Source organism: Pseudoalteromonas sp. (assembly GCF_036960685.1).
Taxonomy (GTDB): domain Bacteria; phylum Pseudomonadota; class Gammaproteobacteria; order Enterobacterales; family Alteromonadaceae; genus Pseudoalteromonas.
This window is the reverse complement of the sequence record NZ_JBALXK010000003.1, coordinates 284,723-306,572: the sequence shown is the minus strand read 5'-3', so window position 1 is coordinate 306,572 and position 21,850 is coordinate 284,723. Positions and strand designations below refer to the sequence as shown.

Below are 21,850 nucleotides of genomic sequence, written 5' to 3'. Positions count from 1 at the left end.
AGACGCGCAATGGCACAATTTACTTTGATCAATGGCGATGTCATCGAGTTCAGTAATAACATCGTCAAGCCACTGAACTGCACAGGAAGCCAAAGTTGTGACCGACTTGGGCATATATTCTTTATACCTGATACGGTCGTGCCATTTATTAATGCAGGTAAACTCGCTAAAGATTTATTTAACGTATCAAAACTTGCTTTAGCAAAATACGATGATACAAAAACAGTATTACCGGTGCTAATCAAGCATCAACAGCCGCTTAATTTGATTACGGGCATAACCATCAAGCGGCAGTTCAAAATCATTAATTTTAGCAGCGCCAATATTGAAAAATCCCAAGCAGCTAACGTGTTTAAAATATTACTAAATGACCCTGTGATAGAGCATATACAACTTGATGAAGTAAAACAGCTTTGCTAACTCCTATTTTATAATTTAAGTAAAACACCCAAGATTATTGTAGCAAAGCGCACCAGTAGCATAGATTCAGTGCCACCACTTAGGGGAAACAACTGAGAGTGCAATAAATGTCATGAAACTGACATGTAGATAAGATAAATTTAACAATTATTTCATCTAATTACTCAGGCTATGCAATACCGACTCTTACTAACTTTAACTAAATACTTATTGCTCGGTATATTCACTCTTTTTTTGATTTATATTATTTCATCTCCACAAATAAAAAACCCTGAACTTGGCCAGTTATATACCTATCAATGTGATGTTGTTAACCCTAATGGAAAAAACAATTTTAATCTCTATATCCCAACTAATTGGCAAGTATCTACGCTTGCGCAAGAGCTATGCAATAACACCCTGAAAAATACTGCATACAGTAAAGTAACCATCTCTTGGCAACCAAGGGGATCTCTAAACAGCGATGTGATGATGGCACAAAATTTTGATGTCATGCTATACAGAGAGCATGCTCTAGTGGGACTGTTACCTAATTGGACTGATTTTTATCAAGTAATATTGAATTTGCCCAATTACTCTACTTACTGGTTTTCTCATCAAAGTAACATGGCAATTACTGCAGATTACTTTGCAAATAAACAAGTTGGTTTATTAGCAGATAAAAACAGTGCTTCAGGTTACCTCTCGCCAATGAGTCAGCTTAGTCAAGCAGGTATCTCTTTAACTTCGCAACAAATACATTTGTATCCAAGCAGGGAAGCATTAGTTGCTGATTTTATAAAAAAGAAGCTTGATGTGATACCCAGTGTTGACCGTTATAGTGCCTTGATAAACTGGCCAAAAGATAAAAAACGACCGCTTAAAGAAACAAACTCTAAAGTTATCTGGATTATAAGTAACAATACTGAGCCCCAGCTACGAGCAAAAATTAAAAATCTTATCATCCACTATCAGCAGCAATTATTTAGCAAAGTCACTCAGCATAAAACAACCCAAACTGAACTCACTCAATGATAAAATTAAAACATAGTCTGCTTTGCGTGCTAATAAGCACATGTTTATGCCTTCACGCATGGTACAGTGCGGCTAACTCATTAGAGTTTTTTTTAAAGCAAGCGCTGCCAACACTAACTAATGCCTCACTAAAAAACGCGGTAAGTAGTGATGATGAATTAGCCCGTATAAGCAACCATTTACTGGAAGTGTTGAGTCGAGTTGACGTTACTAATCCCCTATTCTTCGAGCTACTTAAGCAACTTGAAGTTACGAAGATTAAATTAATCAACAACACAGCAAATAAACCAGTCAGTGACTTTACTTGGCCATACGGTGAAGGCAGTATTTCACTGCAGCTGACAACAAAACCTCATTTTAATATTGCTAATACCCTACTGCTAAGTTTATTGCTGAGCTTATTCGTTATTCAATTTCATAGGCTGTTAAATAAACTCATCACTGACATTGTGTTAAAAGTAAATAACCACAGTCTCGGTGTCAATTTAGCTGATAGTCATCAGCAAATAGAGTCGATTTTATATCAACAACTCATTGAAAAAACGCAATTAACAGCTGATGAGGTAAACGCATTGTGTCGCAATGAGCAAGTAAACTCGCTTAGTGAAGTGCAGTTAAAATGGTTTATTGTTGCTGTTAATAACCAATTAAAAATAACAGCTGCGATTGCTGTTGCAAGATCCCCTGAAGCAATCGTTTTTAACCTTTCACAACAACAGGTTGTTATTCATGGCTTGACAATTTTTTTAGCTAAAACCCCGCTATTTTACTATTATTGGTACGCCCAACGAGAAATTAATAAACTTCCTCCCTACACCAACCCGCCAACTAATAAACCTGATAGAGAAAGTGGTGAACAATTAGCCCAATTAATGACAGCTTATAACGGCCACCAAAAGGCTATTCGTGATTTAACTGAAGAAGGGCTCAAAGGTAAAACGCTGGATCAAAACCGTAATAAAATTAAAGCTCAGCTACAAAAGACAATTGGTGACCTTGCTGATGATTATCTATTTATCAGCGAGCGTGACCCGAAAACAGCACGTTACAAATACCGATTGAACAGCGCAGGAAAAACAATAAAATAAGAATAAACATAAAGTTAAAATAAAAGATATCTCTAAAACGACGGAAATATCTAATTCACAAAAGTGTAAATAAAACTTCCTATGGTGTTTGCATTCAAACCAAACTCAATGGACGTATTATGAAAAGTTACTCTTTATTAGCCGCAGCAATCGCAGCCGCCACTCTATCTATGCCAGCAAGCGCACTAAATATTGTGCTTACCAATGACGACAGCTGGAGTACCGGTAACATCCAAACCTTATTCTCTAAATTGACCGAAGCCGGTCATAGCGTTGTTATGTCAGCACCGTGCACCGGACAAAGCGGTAAAGGTGGCGCTATTCATTTTATGGAGCCTGTTAATGTAGACCGTTCAAAAGTAGAGCAAAATCAAGTGTGTGTGGGTGATACTGATGAAAGCGTTGCCTTTTCAGATTTTGTTGAAGGTACGCCAGTTATGGCCGCACTTTACGGTATCGATGTACTGGCTCAAGAAAAATGGGGGCAATTTCCAGACTTAGTGATATCAGGCCCTAATGAAGGCAACAACTTAGGTTATATGACCAATAATTCAGGTACGCTTGGCGCTGCAAATGTCGTTATAGCTCGTGGAATTCCGGCCATAGCAGTGAGTGCATTTGATGCTGATGAAACAAAAGCACCTATGGTTGCTGATGTTATCGTAAAAATTGTTAGTGAACTGGTAACTAACAAACAAGTAAATCAACCTTTATTACCTAAGTTTACTGGTTTAAACGTTAATACACCTGAGGACATGAGTAATCACTTAGGTTATAAGTTTAGTCAAGTAGGCTGGAATGCAGGCGGCCTTGAAGTTAAATTTGCAGGTGATATGTCACAAGATCAGCTAGTCATGGCCTATGTAGCACAAGGTATTTTAGCAAAAGGTTATGCTGCAACATATGAACAGGCACTCGCGATGGCGCAAGCGCAATATCAAGGCAAAGCTGGGGTTTCCATCGCTCGTGATCAGGGCTTAGTGGATGACGAAAGTGAACTCAGTGAAGGCGTATTACTTGAGCAAGGCTATATAACCATCAGTACTATTGAAGCGAATGTGCAAGCAAGCCGAGCCAAGGCAGCCGTTACACAAATCAAACTAAACAACTTAGTTAAGTAAGGTGTTCTAATGAAAAAACGACTGCTTTTGAGCACAGCGGCATTGAGCTTACTACTTGCTGGCTGCAATTTAGATAACGATAAAAGTGAACAACAACTACAAAACTACCTTGTAAAGCATGCCGGTTTATATACTAGCGCCTATGAAAAAGATGGCACAGCACAGTTAGCTCGCCTTGCTATCAATGAACTAGGTGTTACGTTAGTGCTAACTTCTGACAGAGAAGTATCTACGGCGCACACAGGCTCGGTTATCAAGAAAAATATTGTATTTAGTTCGCAAACCAATTGCCAAAGCGCTGACATTGGCTTCAATTGCATTATTGATTCGCAACCGGTGAATTTAACTAAGAGCGAGCCGCGTCATTACACAGCAGTCAACCTGCTGGCAGGTGATTACAACGTGGCTGGGGATAATCTAGTTATTGATGTAAATTTAGATAATCAGGGTACCTATGTAGCTCAATATCAAGGGTGTAATATTACAGGCTCTATTGGCAATGAAGATACTTACTTTAGCATTACACCGTTTAATAGTGTTTGCGCTACTGAGAATCTAGCTGGTATTGCTTTTATCAACAACGACAATCTAGGTTTAGAGGTTTATCTGCCAGGCAACGCACTTTCTGGTGAATGGATAAAGATGTAATAGCGTAAGCATAAGCTGTTGTAACAACAGCTTATGCTTACAAGCAGTATTTACTAAAAATAGAACTCTAATCACTACCTACAACGACTCCTGCTGAAATTCGCTTTTCAATATTTGCTGAGGTAATATCAAAACAATTCGTTAACAATTTAAGCCATAAGCCAAGGGGCACGAAATGTTTAATACTAGAGTAATAGTGCCATTATGCTTTACTTGGTTGTTACTCTGCAGCATAACCAGTGCATTCGCCGTACCAATGAAGTCAAACCCCAATCAAAAAACCATCAATATAAGTGCCGGTGAATGGCCGCCATTTTTAAGTGAATCTCTCCCCTATCAAGGTGTTGCAGCTCACCTTATCAAGGATATTTTTAGTGAGGCGGGGATCCAAGCTAACTTCACCTTTTTACCATGGGGCCGCGCTTATCATGACACATACAACGGTAAATATGCAGCAACTGCGGTTTGGATGCATAGTAAAGAAAGGGTTAAAAATTATTATTACAGCGATGCAGTGCTTAGTGAAAAATTCGTGTTTTTTTATAAAAAGGATAACCATTTTGAATGGCACAATTTTAATGATTTACGTGGTCTGATAATAGGCGGCGGACTGAGTTATAGCTATGGCCCTAAATTCGATAAGGCTGTTGCCGACGGTATATTCGACCTCTCGCAAGTAAGTAGTACAGAGCAAAACTTTCGTCGTTTATCAGCAGGTCGCATTGATGCATTTGCTGAGGAGATAAATATTGGCTACCACACCCTTTATAATCAACACCCTGAACTTGCTGACACGATCACTCATCACACACAACCGATACTGCTTAATAACAGCTTTTTATTGTTTCCCAAAAATGCAGAGCAAAGTAACGAGTTGCTGGAAATATTTAATGTACACTTAGCACAATTTAAGCAAGATGGTCGTTACCAAGCTTACTTTAAAGGCTTAGAGCAAGGTGATTACCGGCCTAGCAAACCTAGTATAAAGTAATTACATAAAAAAGCGGCCAAATGGCCGCTTTGGTGCTTAAACAAACTTTTATAAATTAAAGTGAGAAAGTACGACCAACAGATAACACTATACGCTCATCGGCAGTATCGATATCTAAGCTAGTGTTCTCGCCCGCTACTTCTATATCAAAACCAGCTAGGCTTGTTTGATACGCTAAACGGTAGTGGTTATATGATTTACCATCGGTATCCCATGCAAACTTATCGCCATCAAGTGAATTAGAAATATCAAAGCTGGCACGCAGTGCATGATTTGGCGCAAGTTCAATCGTATGCGCAACCATAGAGATCACATGGCCTGCACCTGTACCAAAGTAATCCCAGCTGTACCAAAAGTTAAGCTCGGTTTGGCCCAATTCACTGACATAACCAAATTTTGTGTAGGCTTCAAAATAATTACCATCGCTTGAATTACTTTGCCCATGATAGCTGTAATACGCTAAACCATAATCAACGCTAAATGCATCGTTTAACTGCGCGTAACGGCCAAAATAAGCATCCCATTCAATATTAGTATCATCACCAAAATCCACATTTGATGCCCACGTGCCGGCGTACATACCCGACTCACCAAATGAATAATCAAGGCTACCTTGAATTGCAGGATCATTGTTGGTTTGACTCACACCGTTAAAGGTATAGTCAGATACACCCGTGATGGTCGTTGACCAGTCAGCTAGTGCAGATGCCGAAAAAAGTGCCATTGGCAGTGCAACTGCAAGTAATGTTTTTTGTGTTGTCATGTTAATTCCTTAGCTTACTGATTCAATTTTTGTATAGTCAATTTTGTTATCTTTTGGCGAGCTATCAATGTTGCTCACTGTTTTAAACTTGCTGTATGCAATATATGCTGCGCAACCAAAAAACAAGCCAATTACCAGTGCCCCAACCCATTGTATTTGTAAAAAGTTTAGTTTAAATAACAAAGTTAACAATGAAAGAGCCACTATATTTAGTGCAATATAGTTAAATTTACCTAATCGCTTAACGGTGATATTCATATTGTCAGTGTATAAACGGATCAGCGAATCAAGTGAATTGATCACAAACACCACCCCAACAAATACCATGGCGATATTTTTAATACCTTGCGTTGGTAAACCCGCTTCGTGATATTGATAAAGCACGCTAAACCAAATCGCAATTGGGATTGACGGGAAAATAAGCATCGCGCCCAATACCTGATAAGTTTTTAAGCCACCCACAAAACGAGAGGTAAACTGACCAATCATAATACTCCACGCAAACCACCAAAATAAGTAAAACTCATGGTAATCATTAAGCGGTAAAACAAACTCATTAATGTTGCCAAAGTAATTACCGATAGATGCAAGGTTATTTGTAAAGTCAGACACTTGCCCGTTTTCACCCATAAACGCACCAACCCACATAAAGCCAATTAAGGCAATGAATAGCCAAGTCGTTGAGATACTTAAAAAGCGTACATATTTAATATCAGTGCTGGAATACACAGCAAAGCAAATCGCTGCAAAGACGATTAAATAAAACGAAGGAATGAGCGATTCACCATCGCCGAGACTCGGCAAGTACCAAGGTAAGTTAGACAGCAATAAAAAAGCAGTAAATGCACAAGTACCAATAATAACAATATTATTGATTAATTTAACCAAAGGAATTTCGAAAAATTTTACTTTAGGTTCTATTACACAGAAATAAAAGCACGTAAGGAAATAAAATCCCCAGATAAGAAAGCCCCAATAACCAAACTCAATGGCCAGTGGATTGGCAAACGCATATTCTGGGCTTGCTTTTATGTCTGCATAACCTGCAAACTCTGTTAGCGGAAACATGATCAAGCCAACGTCTAGGCCTGATGTAAATAAGATTGCGATAAAGGTAAATGTTCTAACCGGTGTGACGCCTACACACTTTACGTTTCCCCATTTTACTAAAATTGCGATAATTGCCAGTAGGGTAAAAATAATGCCAGCACTAAGCCATAAGGTCATAATTTGCCCCCCAAAATAAATGATAATAGGTCATTGTATCTCCGTGTTTTAATCTCGCATTAACGCACCACAAACTACTTATGATGCGCGCCACTGCAAGCCCCAAAGTGCCATGCACTCCAGGTGGCCGAGTTAAATCTCCGAGCTACGCTGCACAGTTTGCCATTGTGATGCAATGACAACCTTTACTTGCGATTTACTAAGTGATGGCTTACCTAAAATTAAGTCTGCCGCTTTTTCTGCCACCATAATGGTTGGCGCATTTAAATTACCGTTTGGTATCGTTGGGAAGATTGACGAATCAACCACTCGCAGCCCTTCAATACCGTGAACTTGCGTATTTGAGTTCACGACTGCCAGTTCATCTTCACCCATTTTGCATGAACAAGATGGATGGTAAGCACTCTCAACCGCTTGGCGCACAAAAGCATCAATTTGCTCATCGGTTTGGATGTCTTTACCCGGCTGAATTTCATCATCGCGATAGTCATCAAATGCGTTTTGCTCAATGATTTCACGGGTTAAACGTACACACGCTCTAAACCCTTCAATATCATCTTGATGCTGTAAATAATTAAACTGAATTTTTGGTGCAACCGTAGGATCAGCAGACGTAATCGTCACCGCCCCGCGGCTTTTAGGTTTGTTATGGCCCACATGCACTTGGAAACCATGGCCAGCAAAGGCACTTTTACCATCATAGCGAATAGCAGCCGGTAAAAAATGATACTGAATATCTGGCCACTCTACCCCTGCTTTTGAACGAATAAACGCACATGATTCAAAGTGATTGGTCGCACCTAAACCGCTGCGGCTTAATAACCAACGTGCGCCTATTAGCCCTTTAGAAATAAGCCCCAGCTTGCCATTTAAAGTAATTGGCTGCTTACACTTATATTGAAAATAAAACTCTAAGTGGTCTTGCAGGTTTTGGCCCACACCCGGTAAATGATGTTTAACCTCAACACCCGCTGCCGCTAGGGTTTCACTATCACCAATGCCTGAAAGCTGCAGTAAATGCGGAGAACCGATTGGCCCTGCACTCAATATAACGTCTTTATTTGCAAATACTTGCTGTTTTTGACCATTAATACTGTACTCAATACCTGTGGCTTTTTTGCCTTCGAGTAATACTTTTTCAGCAAGCGCACCTGTGACTACAGTAAGGTTACTGCGCGATTTAACTGGGTCTAAATATTCACGACTTGCAGAGCTGCGCACACCGTCTTTAACAGTCATGTGCATTGGCCCAAACCCTTCTTGCTGCCCAGCATTGTAATCATCTGTAGTCGCATAACCTGCCTGCTGACCGGCATTAATAAAGGCTTTATACAATGGGTTGGCCATTTCATTACCGTTATTAACGCCCAGCGGGCCGTTGCCGCCACGGTATGTATCTTTGCCTAAATAAAAGGTTTCGGCTTTTTGAAAATACGGTAAACATGATTGATAATCCCAACCGTTCGCACCATGTTGTTGCCACTCATCAAAATCTTTGGCGTGGCCACGTACGTAAACCATGCCATTGATAGACGATGAACCACCTAATACCTTACCGCGTGGGCAATGCATTTTGCGGTTATCTAAAAAGGGTTCCGCTTGAGTGTGAAACTGCCATGCGTATTTATCGGTGTTCATTGGAATAGACAAGGCTGTAGGCATTTTGATAAAAATACTTTTATCGCTGCCGCCAGTCTCTAACAATAAAACACGATTATTGTTGTCTTCTGACAGACGATTAGCCAATACACACCCTGCTGAGCCTGCACCGACTATGATGTAATCATAAGTATGTGCAGTCATTAAAATGGGCTCTCTATATCTGTCATACCAACATAAATTGATTTAGTTTGGGTGTAGTGATCTAGGGTTTCGATACCATTCTCACGGCCAATACCCGATTGTTTGTAGCCACCAACCGGCATTTCGGCTGGTGAATTACCATAACTGTTGATCCAACAAATACCCGCTTGCAACTGATGAATAACACGGTGTGCACGCTTAATATCTTTGGTAAATACACCAGCGGCTAAACCAAGGTGAGTATCATTAGCACGGCGAATTGCGTCATCTTCATCATCAAACACCAGCACGCTCATCACTGGACCAAAAATCTCTTCTTTAACGATAGTCATGTCGTCGTTGCAATCAATAAATACGGTTGGGGCAACGAAATAACCGTTCGGGGCAGACTCTGGGTTAAGCGCCTTACCGCCAGTAAGCAAAGTTGCGCCTTCACTAATGCCTTTGTCGATGTAACCCATCACTAAATCATGATGCTTCTTTGATATAAGCGCACCAAAGTTCACCTCAGGATCCATTGGGTCGCCAGCAATAATATTTTGCTCTGTGCGCGCTTTAAGCTCATCAATAAATTGCTGATAGACGTTCTTATGAACATAAATACGGGTACAGTTAGTGCAAATTTCGCCTTGCGTATAAAAGTTACCCAGCATCGCCGCGCTTACCGCTTGCGAAATATCAGCATCATCAAACACTAATAATGGTGACTTACCACCGAGCTCCATGGTCACGTCTTTAAGTGAACCTGCGGCACTAGCGACCACTTTTTTACCTGTGCCTACTTCACCTGTGAACGATACTTTCTCGATATCATCGCTTTGCGTTAACCACTGGCCAACCTCAGCCGCACCTTGTACAACATTAAACACACCCGCAGGTACGCCCGCTTCAAAAAATATTTCTGCCAGTTTAATTGCGCCAAGCGGCGTCTCTTCTGAAGGTTTAAAAATAAGCGCATTACCCGCAGCAAGCGCAGGGCCTGATTTCCAGCAGGCTATTTGTAATGGGTAGTTCCATGCGCCAATCCCTGCACAAATCCCTAATGGCTCTTTACGGGTATAATAAAAATCTTCGCCAACCATTTGCTGCTGGCCAACTTGCGCAGGAGCGAGTCCTGCAAAATATTCAATAACATCAGCACCTGTTTGTACATCAACACACTCTGCTTCTTGCCAAGGCTTACCTGTATCGAGTACTTCAATTTTTGCTAACTCATCGTTACGTGCGCGTAGTAATTCAACGGCTTTTAATAAAATACGACTACGCTCAATGGGTGCCATTGCTGACCACGTAGCAAAACCTTGCTTAGCACTTTCAATTGCTGCATTTTGTACAAACGCATCGGCGACTTCTACATGATAAATTACTTCATCAGTGGCCGGGTTTTTAACTGCGAAAGTATCGCCACTTTGATTTTTTAAAAAATGACCGTTGATAAAATTTTGATAAACAGGCGTTGTCACATTAAGCTCCATACTGTTTGATAAGTGAATTTACATAGCCTTTGGCTAAGCGTTCGCAATGTTCAAATTGATTTTCGTCTGACTTACTCAACACCGCTCTTAACCAAAGCCCATCGATCATTGCCGCACAAAGTTCAGCTGCAAGCTTGGCATCATCATCATTCATTAATGCTTTGAATGAACTGGTTAAGTTACTAAAAAGACGGCGGCTATTAACGTTTTGCAGGCGATGCAATTGCACATCATGCATTGACTGCGCCCAAAAGCTTAACCAGGTTTTAGTGGTATCGCTTTGCAGCTGTAAGCGTGCAAAGTTTGCTTCAATTATAAACATCAGCCTTTGCTCTGGCGTAGTCGTTACTGTGACACGTTCAATCAACTCTCGCTTCAAGTTGGTTAATAAATAACGCACCGTTGCTTCAATAAGTCCCTGCTTGCCACCAAAGTAATGACTAATAATGCCTGACGACAAACCGGCTTTTTTACTGATGCTATTAATCGTTGTGCCTTGTAAACCAAGCTCAGCAACCGACTCTATTGTTGCGTCAATTAGCTGCTGACGACGGACAGGTTCCATTCCAACTTTAGGCATAATTTTTATTAATTGAACGTTCAATAAAAATAAAGGTTAGAGTAAGTGAACTGATAATTCAAGGTTGACAAACTGTGAACAGCCTAAATTGGTGGCGGCTAAGTAGCTGTAAGTAACTGTATTAGCTTTTATAAAATGGCTTAGAAAAAAGATTAAAAAAACTGCCTAAAGAGACCCTAAATAACAACATTCCATCGTTTTCGTCAATTATCACCGCTTAACTTTACTGTTAATTATATTTCTAAATAGTTAACTGAAGCTACAAAACGCTACATTTGTGCGCTTGGTTTTCCATACCAAATGATTAACCATAAATAATTAGCAGAATTTAATTTTATAATGATAAAGAATTGGAATTATAGATTTGAGTAATAAACTATTACTGGTTGTATTAATTATTTTGATGGGTATTGCCAGTACTCACGTAGCTGCGCTTGTGCGCCCTGTGGTTTCAGCTAATAAAATTGCGCAGCAGCAAATAACCCTGATCACGGGGGATGTCGCGATTTTCGATATTAGCCAAACGCAATCGATTGCCCACGCTCGATTAAACGACCCTACTAGCACATTTATTGCTTATGTAAAAAATGCACAGACCTATTTAATTCCCAACCACACACAATCCCTTATAAAGCAAGGTAGGGTCAATGTTGAGCTGTTTAACTTATCAAAACTGGTGTCACTAAAACTTGATGATCGCAATAGCAACTACCTGCCTGTGTTAGTTAAATACTCAGTTCCACAGCAACGCCTAACAGCAGGAATAGACAGTCAATTTTATCCCGCTATCAACACACAGTTTATTCGATTAGATAAATCTAAATTAACTCAAACGTGGCTACAGATAAGTAACGACCCAACAATTAAATCCGTCACATTAGATAAGCAAATCACTCACCACTAATGGTTATCGACCATCAGAACGACTAAATACAAAAACACAATAAATCATCAATCTAAGGATAAATAATGAAAAAAAAACCAAATCTTTCCACTTTAACGCGTGCTTTGCGAAAAACGCTTTATGTTGGATTATTATCTACCATCAGTAGCCATGCCTTTGCAGACGCACAACCTGAGAGCTCTGAAAGAAACCTTAGTTTTACCCTAATCACCGGTGATAAAGTTGCTGCCCGTTTAAATACCGATGGCACTATTGGTGGCATTCGTTTACTTGCTGAAGACGGTCAAGAAACATTTACCAGTCTATTTAAACGTGGCGGTGAGAGCTACGTGATCCCGGCATCTGTACAAGCAAAAGTTGACTCTGGCGCCTTAGATATGGAGCTTTTCAATATTGATAAGCTCTATCAAGCAGGCTTTGATGATGCCAGCTCTGACTCTCTGCAAATCATTGTTGAATATCGTGACAACAGCTTTGATGAAAAGCCTTTTTCAATGGCGATGCCTGGTGCCAAAGTCAAAGCACAATTCAAAGTTATCGACAGTGTAGTAATGGAAGTCAACAAAGATAACCTCGAAGACGTAATTGAGGGCCTTTCAGCAAATACTGCAGTTGAAGGCGTATGGCTAGATGGCATGGTATTCGCTCATAAACACCCAGCTAAAAACAACCCAGGCCACAATAAGGGCAAAGGTAAAAAAGATAAAGATCACTGGTGGAAAAATCAAATAGCGGCAGATGAAACATCACCAACTGTGCCACTAACAGGTGCTTATGGCCCATACGCTGTAGATTACGATGGTACAGGGATCAAAGTTGCCGTTCTCGATACTGGCTTTGATACCGATCACCCAGATCTGCAAACTAACATTTTCATGTATCAAGATTTCAGCAGTTACAACACGCCAAATATTGATGACTTAAATGGCCATGGTACGCATACCGCTTCAACCGTTGCAGGTTCTGGTGTTGCAAGTAATGGTAAATATGTTGGTATGGCACCAGGTGCTGATTTGTTGATTGCTAAAGTACTGGCTGACAATGGTTCAGGGTCAACGTCTGGCATTCTTGCTGGTATGCAGTGGGCCGTTGATAATGGTGCTGATATCGTTAATATGTCGTTAGGTGGCTCAGTGACAGCCTGTGACGGCCCTATGGTTGAAATGGTTGAAGCATTAAAAGATCAAGCGTTATTCGTCATCTCTGCAGGTAACAATTTTATCCGTGAAACTATTGGCTCTCCAGGTTGTTCACCATATGCCTTAACCGTTGGCGCCGCAGATCGTGAAAATGTAACCGCTGAATTCTCAAGCCGAGGTCCTTCACCAGATGGGCACTCAGCCAAACCTGATATTACCTCTCAAGGTGTGAACGTTATCGCGGCAGCATCAGGTGGTAAAGGCGAGTATGCGTATCGTGCTAACTCAGGAACTTCGATGTCTGCACCACACGTTGCAGGCGGTGCAGCAGTGGTATTACAAGCTCGCCCAGAGCTTACGCCACAGCAATTAAAAGCAGTTTTAACTTCATCTGTCACCGAAACCCGTGCCCATGTACTTGACCAAGGCGCGGGTCCAATGGACGTCAACCAAGCGATGGTGCAATCTGTAATTGCGCAACCAAACCTTGAACTGGGTTTCTTTGACTCACAAAACCCGGTTGAAAGTCACCAAAGCAGTGTTACTTTAGAAAATATCAGTGATGAAGATGTGACATTTGATTTAGAGGTGACTTTTGTCGGTGAAGACGACAAGCCATTATCAGCCTACAACCTTGCAGGTCTTGATGCTAAACGCGTTACAATTGGAGCTAACAGCAGCGTTGAAGTACCGGTGTGGATCAACCCAACTGTAGCACTAGAAAACGCAGCTTACGGTACGATAACAGGTCGTATTAAAGGGACGGAGGTAAAATCTCACAATGGCAAAAAGAAAGGCCATTATAAAAATGGTAAGTTTGACGACTTACAAAAGATTACCGTGCCTGTATCCTTCTGGATTGAACCACCAACAATGAACCTAATACTTAATGCCAATGACCGTTTAGGCCTTCCGGCAGCAAGCCCATCTAAGTTTTATATCATGAGTGGTGAAGATACTTGGGGTCAATCAGGTCAATTTACCAATGGTACAGCGACTGTTGAACTACCGAAAGGTAAATACAGTGTTGTCAGTCATATTATGACTTATGATAATCCAACCCCTTTTGGCGGCTTAGTAGAATCTGCAACTATGATGGCCGAATTAGGTGTGGATTTAGACGTAGATACCAGTATTAGTTTTGATGCAAGCACCGCTGAGCCTGTGACCTTTAAAACGGATAAACCTTCACAAATGCAAGGTTTCTCATTTGGTTTCACTTATGCGTTAAGCGAAAAAGACACACTGAAGCTCGCTGCAATGGAACTTGCGCCTGACTATGTAACTGGTTTTTATACAAAATCAACTGGCTATGATGAGCGTTTTAGAAGCTTTTTAACAACCCGTGCTTTTGCGCCAAAACCCGTTATCACCACTGAAAACGGCACCCAACTTGAGTACATTTTAGCAGGTGCTGCAAAATCATTTAATGGCCAAGGCAGCGCTGAGGTTGTTGCGGTCGGTGATGGTGGTTACTCAACTGATTGGAGTCAATTTGATGTCGCAGGTAAAATTGCTCTCGTCGATGCAGACTTTTATATTACTGGCACGCAAATCAAAAATGCACAAGAGCATGGCGCTGTAGGTGTAATTGGTTCTGTTAATAATCGTACTGGCCGCTATAAACCAAACATATCTGGCCGCTACGATATTCCAGTGGCAGCAATTGCGCAAAGTGAAATGGAAAAAATCTATGCAGAGTTAGAACAAAATCCAGAGTTAACAATTAACTGGTCAGGTATTGCGCATGAGCATTCACCTTATGTTTATAACTTAGCGCACTTGAATGATGGTAAAATCATGACAGGCACCATTAAAGTTAAAAACAAAGATTTATCAGCCATCGAAACAACCCACTATACACAAGGTGAAGCCCGCATTAAGTATTCTGATATTTATGCAAATCTACCAAGCACAGGAGAGTTTTATGCCACGGGCAGCCCACAGCTAATTGCCACACCAAGCGTGCGTACTGAGTACTTTACGGCAACTAAAGCGGCAGAACCACTAAAAGGTAAAGATAAAGCATTACCAAGGGTCGCTTGGACTAATCTAGTTATGCCAAGTATTTACTTTAACACCGATGGTGGCTTATTTGATGGTTCTCGAGAACATGTTATTGGTAGCCACACAGCAACAAGCTGGGATAAAGCACCTTGGGGCGCCGCTTTACTAACCAGTGGTCGCTCGCGCGCTTATCGCGATACAAATCTATTGCACATTGCAAATGCTGCATATGGTGATAGTAATGGTCATGATGGTGGTTTAGGGTACAGTCTAAGTTCATCTTATGGTTTAACACTCAACGGTGAACAAGTTTATTTAAGTAATGGTTACTTAGAGCTACCTGATGAACCGGCCGTAGTCGAATATTCAATCAATACTTCTAAGCGTGCAGTAGGTGCAACTCACCAAGCTAATGAACAGCTAAGTGCAGAACTTTTCGTAACTCACACGTTTACCACCAGCGCTGATAGCCAAGGGCCGCAATCAATGTTAATACCTTCTATTGATGTGCCTTTAGACTTACAAAATACGGCGACTGCAAATACACCTGTAAAAATCAAAATTGGTGCTGTATCTGAAGCTGACGGCGTTGTTGATTTAACCAATGTACAAGTAAGCTACAGCTACGGCCGTGAATGTAGAATGTATGGCTATGGCAGATGTCGTCAAGACGAAAGCACTAGCTATCCGACACTTAATGACCGCGTACTACCTGAGGATATCTCAGAAGTAGCAAAAGTTGAGAATATTGGTGGTCAATGGTATGCAACTATTCCAAATGCCGCTGAGGCTGGTCAATTTGTTCACTTACGTGTGATTGTGACTGATGCTAAAAACAACAGCACTGATCAATCGGTATTACGTGCTTACTCGCTAGATTAACCCGTTGTTAATTTAGTAATTAAAAAGCAGGTGAGCTAACTCACCTGCTTTTATTTCCCCCGCATAAACCACGCTAAGCTCATGAGCACATAAGCTGCACTTGTCAGCTATGCTGAGCGACTATCACAAGCCCTAAAACTTAACCCCAATATACTCGCGATACAAAACAATTGAATAGCTTCTTGCTCGCTAAAGCGCCCTGCAATTCGCGCAACATTTAACGTGCCATAACAACGATCATTAAAAATAATTGCCGCATCCATACAAGTGGTTAAACCACCTTTATGCAACATTTGGCAATCTTGTTCTGTACTTGCGGATAATTGATACCAATCGTGTCAAGTTATTAGCCATTTATAGCGATAGATAAATAGAGTGATAACAAGGCATAAATTTCGACATGTAGTTGTTCTACTTGAGAAATTTATAACGCAGTTAGCGCTTTATTTAGCACGCTAGAATGGTTAAATATTTAAGCCGATTGGTATAATAACAGGTAATTAAAGTTTAGCTTTTATATGCACGACCCGTGAGCGTAAAATCCACCGGCAGTGGAATTGTAGATAAATATATATTTCAAAAACTTATAAACAAACTAGCCTCTACATATGACACAGTTAAACAAATAGATTTCCATGATATCTTTCCCATTGAAACGCATCACTAAGTAAGCTTTAAAGATAACTTTTTACGTGACGATTTTAATCAAGGCTTGCAACACTTAAGAGATACAGATCAGTACCAAGCAATAATTCAACGTTAAATACCTTAAGCAATTAATTTTAAAAGACGTTTTAGCTATAATCATCCAATTAAAGTAGCAAGAGCGACCATAAATTAACATCACTCAGGTTGTTCTTTTATTTTTATGGCCTAGCTAAATAAATTACAGTACACTGTTTATATATACAGCACTAGTAAATGATAAACGTGATGCACAAAGCGCTTCCAGCGAAATATTATTTAGCTCATTTTCATGAGTTACTCGCATTTATAAACACCCAATGCAATCACTTGTTAGAGCAAAAGCATTTTGATTTTATTACACAAGTTACTAACCTAAGTGAGCAAGGCCAATGCATGCTTGCGCGTATTTATTCACGAAAGCCCTTGTTAGTGGCAATACACACTCTCGATTATGATGAAATACCTAGTCCGGCACAGGCAATTACAGAATTAGAACACGCGGGCCTAATTGCACACCCAAGCAACAGCGACTACCAACACGTGCTTGCTCATTTAACAAAACCAGCATTACTTGAGCTACTATCGCCGTTTACGACTACATTGAATATTAAAAAAAGTGCTGCCAAAGCGACATTAGTAACAAAGGCTTGCGATTTTTTTGCCTGCAAACTTGAGTATTTAACCCCTTTGTATCACCAATTTATAATTAACAACCGCGCTGATATTTATGAGTACTTTGAGTTTTTATACATTGGCCGTTTAAGTAGTGGCGATATCAATCATCAAAATAGTTTTGTACTGCGTGATTTAGGCGTTAGAGCAACAAGGCAAAGTCACGAACAGAGCTTGGCGCGCTTTGATACTTTAGATGAGGCAAAATCGAACTATACGTTAAACCGCTCTCGTTTGGCATTTAAGAACATAAAAAATGACGAGCAATACCCAAGTTTAGCTCACGAGGTAATTACGCAACAAGCACAAGGCACACTGGCAGTTAATCTTAAAAATAAGCTATTACTGAGGCTCTACCAGCAGCTAAAAAAAGTAGATGAAAAACTCAGTTTTAAAATATTAAACGCCTGTGAAAATAGTCCTGAAGCCACAGAAATACAAATACGCGAGCAATATCGCCAAGGTAATAAGGACTGGGTTAAAGCAAAGCTTGAAACCATTATTGAAGATCCACTGACCGATGATCAGCTCTATTTTGCCGATGATTTCTTAATGCGTAAATTCAATAAACAAACCCGCTCTCGATTAAGCACCATGCTTGCGGATACACAGTGTGTAATTGAAATAGATGAGATTTATCGCGGCGATGTAGAGCTAGGAGTGGCACAGTATTATGCAAACCAAGGCCTGCAAGCATTTAACACCGAGAACACGCTATGGCAAAGCCTGTTTGGCCTGGTATTTTGGCACGAACTTTACGTAGAAACGCCTCACCCACCGTGTAATGAATTTGATTTATTTCCACACGTATTGCGCGCGAATAGCTTTTATCACACACAACAGCAGCAAATTGATGCACTACTTGCGCAGTGGCAAACACCTGATGATTTACTAAAGCATGTGTGCAAAAACGCGGCGCGCTATTTTGAGCAACCAAATGGCTTATTTCGTTGGCACACTGAGCTGTTAAAACCATTAGAAGTACTTATTTTAAATAGCCCTGTTACAGCGCTAAAAAGCCACTTAAAAAACATGAGCATGCGCTTTTTAGAACTAAAAGACGGCTACCCTGATCTAATGATTTTAAAGGACAGCACCGTCTATTTTGAAGAGGTTAAAGCGCCCGGTGATAAACTTAGGCGTAATCAGCTAACCACCATCGATAACCTGAAACAATCTAGATTTAACGTACAAATTGCAGCCGTGAATTGGGTTAACGACCCTAACCGTATTTACAGTGTGGTCGACATTGAAACAACCGGTAATTTAAAAGGCGGCAATCGGATCACTGAAATTGGCCTTGTGAAAATGCAGCACGGCAAGGTTATCGAAACTTGGTCAACACTGGTGAATCCGCAAATGCGTATTCCTAAATTTATTGTGTCGTTAACGGGGATCACCGACGCCATGGTTGCGTCTGCACCTAGCTTTAACCACATTGCCGATACACTAGTGAGCAAGTTACAAGGCAGTATTTTTGTCGCCCACAATGTCAATTTTGATTATGGCTTTATCCGTAAAGAGTGTGAAATGGCAGGCATTAATTTTAAAATGCCCAAGCTGTGTACTGTGGTTGAATCACGTAAAGCCTTTGCAGGGCTTAAGTCTTACTCGCTTGGTAACTTATCCGCGCATTTTGGCTTAGCATTAACTAACCATCACCGTGCTTTAGCTGATGCTAGCGCTACCGCTGAGTTGCTTTTACTTATTCAACAAAAGGCTTATCAGTAAAGAGCTATAGTTTAGTTGAAATTTGTAAATAATAGTGATTTGTTCTAAACCTAAAGAGTAGCCTAACACAGGAAGACTCTTATGCCGTCATCGAACACACTTAATAAAAACACTGAGTTTGCACGTTGTTTAGAGTGCAATAAAGTAAGTACTTTTGCAGCTTTTCATTGGTTAGCTCTTGCTTTTCAAGACATGATGCGAGCCCCTATACTGAGCTTAATTTATGGATTAATTTTTACAATAATCCCACTGGCCATTATTTACAGCGGCGTTTATGCCGGCACTTACCTTGTTATACTTCCTGCAACAGTCGCGTTTGCTCTAATAGGGCCTGCATTTGCTGTAGGTTTATACGATATTGCTTGGGAGCTTGAAAAAGGTCACTCCCCTACTTTATTGCACTCATTAAAATCAATGTTCAGAAACCCTGCGGGTGAATGGGGGTTTGCAGTATTACTTATGGTGATCATGATTATCTGGATGCGCCTAGCAGCTTTAGTACACGCATTATACCCAAGTCATGCAAACCCTACGTTTGAAGAACTCTCGGCATTTTTAACTTTAGGCACCATCATTGGCGGAATATTGCTCGTCACTGTATTTGCCATTTCAGCATTTACGCCGCAAATTATGATGGAAAGACGAGTCGATATAATGACCGCTGTTATGTCTTCTATGAATGCGGTAAAAACTAATTTTAGCGCGATGATTGTTTGGTCTGGCTGTATTTTTGTATTGGTTGCCATTGGTTTTATGACTGGCGCTACCGGGTTTATTGTCATTATGCCGCTACTTAGTTACGCCAGTTGGCACGGTTATATTGCAGTAATCAAAACCAAAAAAGCGAGAGGTTATGAGTAAACTAAAAAGCCAAAGGCCAGCATTGCTGGCCTTTTTATTAGCTCTAATAAATCAGTTATTACTTACCGCTAAGCATTTTACTCATTACGCCATCTTGCTTAATCAAGCCGTGATATAACGCCGCGCTGATGTGCATAAAGATCATTACTAAAAATAACCACGCAGTTATCCCATGTAATTCTCGAAAAAACGCAAAGTATTTAATATCCGCATCAACTAAGTTAGGTAAAGTAAAAAGCCCAAATACTTGAATTACTCGCCCATCAGCATTTTGCATCAACCAACCTGATAACGGCATGAGGATCATCGCGATATAAAGGCCCAAATGAGTTATCGATGCTGCTAACCGCTGGATTGCTGGTAGCTCATTAGGCAATGCAGGTGTGACACTAAACGCTTTATTTATCAGCCTTACAACCACCAGCAACAATGCCAAAAAGCCAAATGACTTATGCAGTGCGACAGCTTCAACTTGCCAAACAGCCAAGCTTTGCACCATTGATAACCCTAAAAAGAGCATCGAAATCAAAAGTAACGCCATAGTCCAATGCAAAGTTCGACTGGTTGCTGAGTAACCTTTATTTACTGCCATTACGTGCTCCTTGTTGATTTTCTGATTTAGCATCAAGCAGTGTTTCAGTGGCTCTACGACGATAAGACTGCGCATACGCCGCACCTCTGGCACGCAAAATAGGATCCGCTGTCGCACTCATTCCTTCAGGTAAAACGAGTGGATCAAAGTTTTGAGCGTCACACTTCCCTTCATTTTGGGGGCGCCAATTAGTGATCACTAATGTGCCAGCATTAACTGTTTTACGAGTTGCGGGCCATGGTATTGTCGGATTATTTTCATCATCGCTGCTATTTGCCAAGGTAAACAGCAAATCAAATTTTACCGGTTGGTGCTTTAACTGCTGCGCAAGCTGCTGTTGTAAGGCATCACTCGATTTTTTATCAAGCTCTGCGAACTCATTGTAGTCATCATGAGGGACGGCCTGCCAGCGCACAGCTTGCTGCTTGCCTTGCTCATTATGTAAATAAAATGCATTGATGCTATGGTAATACTCTGTAGCAAAGCTATTGCTCGGCACATAACTGGCTTTCCACTGGTTAAATGCTTTACTTTCTGGGTGCGCGTTAAAAAAGGCTTTAATTTTTTCAGGATCACGTTGCTTGGTGACTGGATCGGGCGCTAACGCCTGCAATTGCTGAAAAAATGCCTCAGGTGTTGCAACAGCCATCACCGGTGGAGTATTCATCGCCACACGCCATTCCTGCGAAGTTGCACTGTTAACCACAAAAGCAAAACTGCGCACCGGTGCTTTTAAATCAGGTGCCGTAGGATTATTGCCCGCAATTGAAAAACGCCCCATAAATTCAGTATTGCCCTGAGCAAATATTGCTGCGGTGGAATAACTAGCTAGTGCGCCAGTCGATTCAAAGTGACCAGAAACACACATCCCTTTCGCATGAGCACGGCGAAAGCCAAGGTGAGGCTGTTCACCTTGCTGTAAATCGACAAACCTTTGTGCGGTCACTGTATCGCCATTAAATGCGCCAGCAAAATACAAAGTCGCAGTTGCAAAACATGCAAGCGAGGCGACCAATAAACATTTACGTACGACTGAGGAGCCATTCTTGGTACTGCGTTTATCTTTAGTCATATTATAGCGAGCCCTTCTATCCCATTATTTATTATCAATACTCCCCTGCAAAGACCGACGAAAGAAGGAAACTATTTCAATAAATTAAAAAGAATTTACATTTAGGTTCATAGCACCTAAATGATAGTCGCTTTACGGGCAGAACTAGTGATCTAAAATCAAATAAATAGCTG

General features: G+C 40.8%; 18 protein-coding genes. 10 read left to right on the top strand and 8 right to left on the bottom strand.

The window, feature by feature from the left end; all coding sequences use genetic code 11:
• The first annotated feature begins 9 nt into the window (after positions 1–9).
• The 6 genes from V7783_RS04990 (at position 10) to V7783_RS04965 (ending at position 5,282) form a co-directional block, all read left to right on the top strand.
• Positions 10–420, top strand: coding sequence for a hypothetical protein (locus tag V7783_RS04990; RefSeq protein ID WP_335677761.1), 411 nt, complete (start codon positions 10–12; stop codon positions 418–420).
• A 171-nt stretch (positions 421–591) separates the two neighbouring features.
• Positions 592–1,434, top strand: coding sequence for a hypothetical protein (locus V7783_RS04985; protein ID WP_335677760.1), 843 nt, complete (start codon positions 592–594; stop codon positions 1,432–1,434).
• Positions 1,431–2,522 (top strand): hypothetical protein, encoded by a 1,092-nt coding sequence (locus V7783_RS04980; protein ID WP_335677759.1) that lies wholly within the window; start codon positions 1,431–1,433, stop codon positions 2,520–2,522. The genes V7783_RS04985 and V7783_RS04980 overlap by 4 nt, the downstream gene beginning before the upstream one ends.
• Before the next feature lie 119 nt (positions 2,523–2,641).
• Positions 2,642–3,643 carry a 5'/3'-nucleotidase SurE gene (locus tag V7783_RS04975; protein WP_335677758.1) on the top strand — a complete coding sequence of 334 codons (1,002 nt, stop codon included), beginning with the start codon at positions 2,642–2,644 and terminating at the stop codon, positions 3,641–3,643.
• 9 nt (positions 3,644–3,652) lie between these two features.
• Positions 3,653–4,291, top strand: a complete 639-nt coding sequence (locus V7783_RS04970) for a hypothetical protein (protein ID WP_335677757.1) — start codon at positions 3,653–3,655, stop codon at positions 4,289–4,291.
• 175 nt (positions 4,292–4,466) lie between these two features.
• Entirely contained in the window at positions 4,467–5,282 is an 816-nt protein-coding gene (locus V7783_RS04965; protein ID WP_335677756.1) for a substrate-binding periplasmic protein, read from the top strand.
• Positions 5,283–5,337: 55 nt separating this feature from the next.
• On the opposite strand, the gene V7783_RS04960 is transcribed toward V7783_RS04965, so the two are convergent.
• From V7783_RS04960 to betI, 5 genes are all read right to left on the bottom strand, one after another.
• Positions 5,338–6,045 (bottom strand): TorF family putative porin, encoded by a 708-nt coding sequence (locus tag V7783_RS04960; RefSeq protein WP_335677755.1) that lies wholly within the window; start codon positions 6,043–6,045, stop codon positions 5,338–5,340.
• A 9-nt stretch (positions 6,046–6,054) separates the two neighbouring features.
• Positions 6,055–7,272 (bottom strand): BCCT family transporter, encoded by a 1,218-nt coding sequence (locus tag V7783_RS04955; RefSeq protein WP_335677754.1) that lies wholly within the window; start codon positions 7,270–7,272, stop codon positions 6,055–6,057.
• Positions 7,273–7,404: 132 nt separating this feature from the next.
• Positions 7,405–9,075, bottom strand: coding sequence for a choline dehydrogenase (gene betA, locus V7783_RS04950; protein ID WP_335677753.1), 1,671 nt, complete (start codon positions 9,073–9,075; stop codon positions 7,405–7,407).
• A complete protein-coding gene (gene betB, locus V7783_RS04945) occupies positions 9,075–10,538 on the bottom strand; it encodes a betaine-aldehyde dehydrogenase (RefSeq protein ID WP_335677752.1) in 1,464 nt (487 codons plus the stop codon). The genes betA and betB overlap by 1 nt, the downstream gene beginning before the upstream one ends.
• Position 10,539: 1 nt before the next feature.
• A complete protein-coding gene (betI, locus tag V7783_RS04940; RefSeq protein WP_335677751.1) occupies positions 10,540–11,130 on the bottom strand; it encodes a transcriptional regulator BetI in 591 nt (196 codons plus the stop codon).
• Positions 11,131–11,494: 364 nt separating this feature from the next.
• Here betI and V7783_RS04935 point away from each other — a divergent pair, with 364 nt between their 5' ends.
• Positions 11,495–12,034, top strand: coding sequence for a hypothetical protein (locus tag V7783_RS04935; RefSeq protein WP_335677750.1), 540 nt, complete (start codon positions 11,495–11,497; stop codon positions 12,032–12,034).
• Positions 12,035–12,099: 65 nt separating this feature from the next.
• Positions 12,100–16,062 carry a S8 family serine peptidase gene (locus tag V7783_RS04930; RefSeq protein WP_335677749.1) on the top strand — a complete coding sequence of 1,321 codons (3,963 nt, stop codon included), beginning with the start codon at positions 12,100–12,102 and terminating at the stop codon, positions 16,060–16,062.
• 107 nt (positions 16,063–16,169) lie between these two features.
• Here the strand turns inward: V7783_RS04930 and V7783_RS04925 are convergent, their stop codons facing one another.
• The gene (locus V7783_RS04925) at positions 16,170–16,355 is read right to left on the bottom strand and encodes a hypothetical protein (RefSeq protein WP_335677748.1); all 186 of its coding nucleotides are present in this window, start codon (positions 16,353–16,355) and stop codon (positions 16,170–16,172) included.
• A gap of 640 nt (positions 16,356–16,995) precedes the next feature.
• On the opposite strand from V7783_RS04925, the gene V7783_RS04920 reads away from it, so the two are divergent.
• A complete protein-coding gene (locus V7783_RS04920; protein WP_335677747.1) occupies positions 16,996–19,152 on the top strand; it encodes an exonuclease domain-containing protein in 2,157 nt (718 codons plus the stop codon).
• Between the two features lie 81 nt (positions 19,153–19,233).
• The gene (locus V7783_RS04915) at positions 19,234–20,013 is read left to right on the top strand and encodes a DUF2189 domain-containing protein (protein WP_335677746.1); all 780 of its coding nucleotides are present in this window, start codon (positions 19,234–19,236) and stop codon (positions 20,011–20,013) included.
• Between the two features lie 58 nt (positions 20,014–20,071).
• On the opposite strand, the gene V7783_RS04910 is transcribed toward V7783_RS04915, so the two are convergent.
• Both V7783_RS04910 and V7783_RS04905 read right to left on the bottom strand, forming a co-directional pair.
• Positions 20,072–20,605, bottom strand: a complete 534-nt coding sequence (locus V7783_RS04910; RefSeq protein WP_335677745.1) for a cytochrome b — start codon at positions 20,603–20,605, stop codon at positions 20,072–20,074.
• Positions 20,592–21,677, bottom strand: coding sequence for a catalase family peroxidase (locus V7783_RS04905; RefSeq protein WP_335677744.1), 1,086 nt, complete (start codon positions 21,675–21,677; stop codon positions 20,592–20,594). The genes V7783_RS04910 and V7783_RS04905 overlap by 14 nt, the downstream gene beginning before the upstream one ends.
• Between the last annotated feature and the right edge of the window lie 173 nt (positions 21,678–21,850).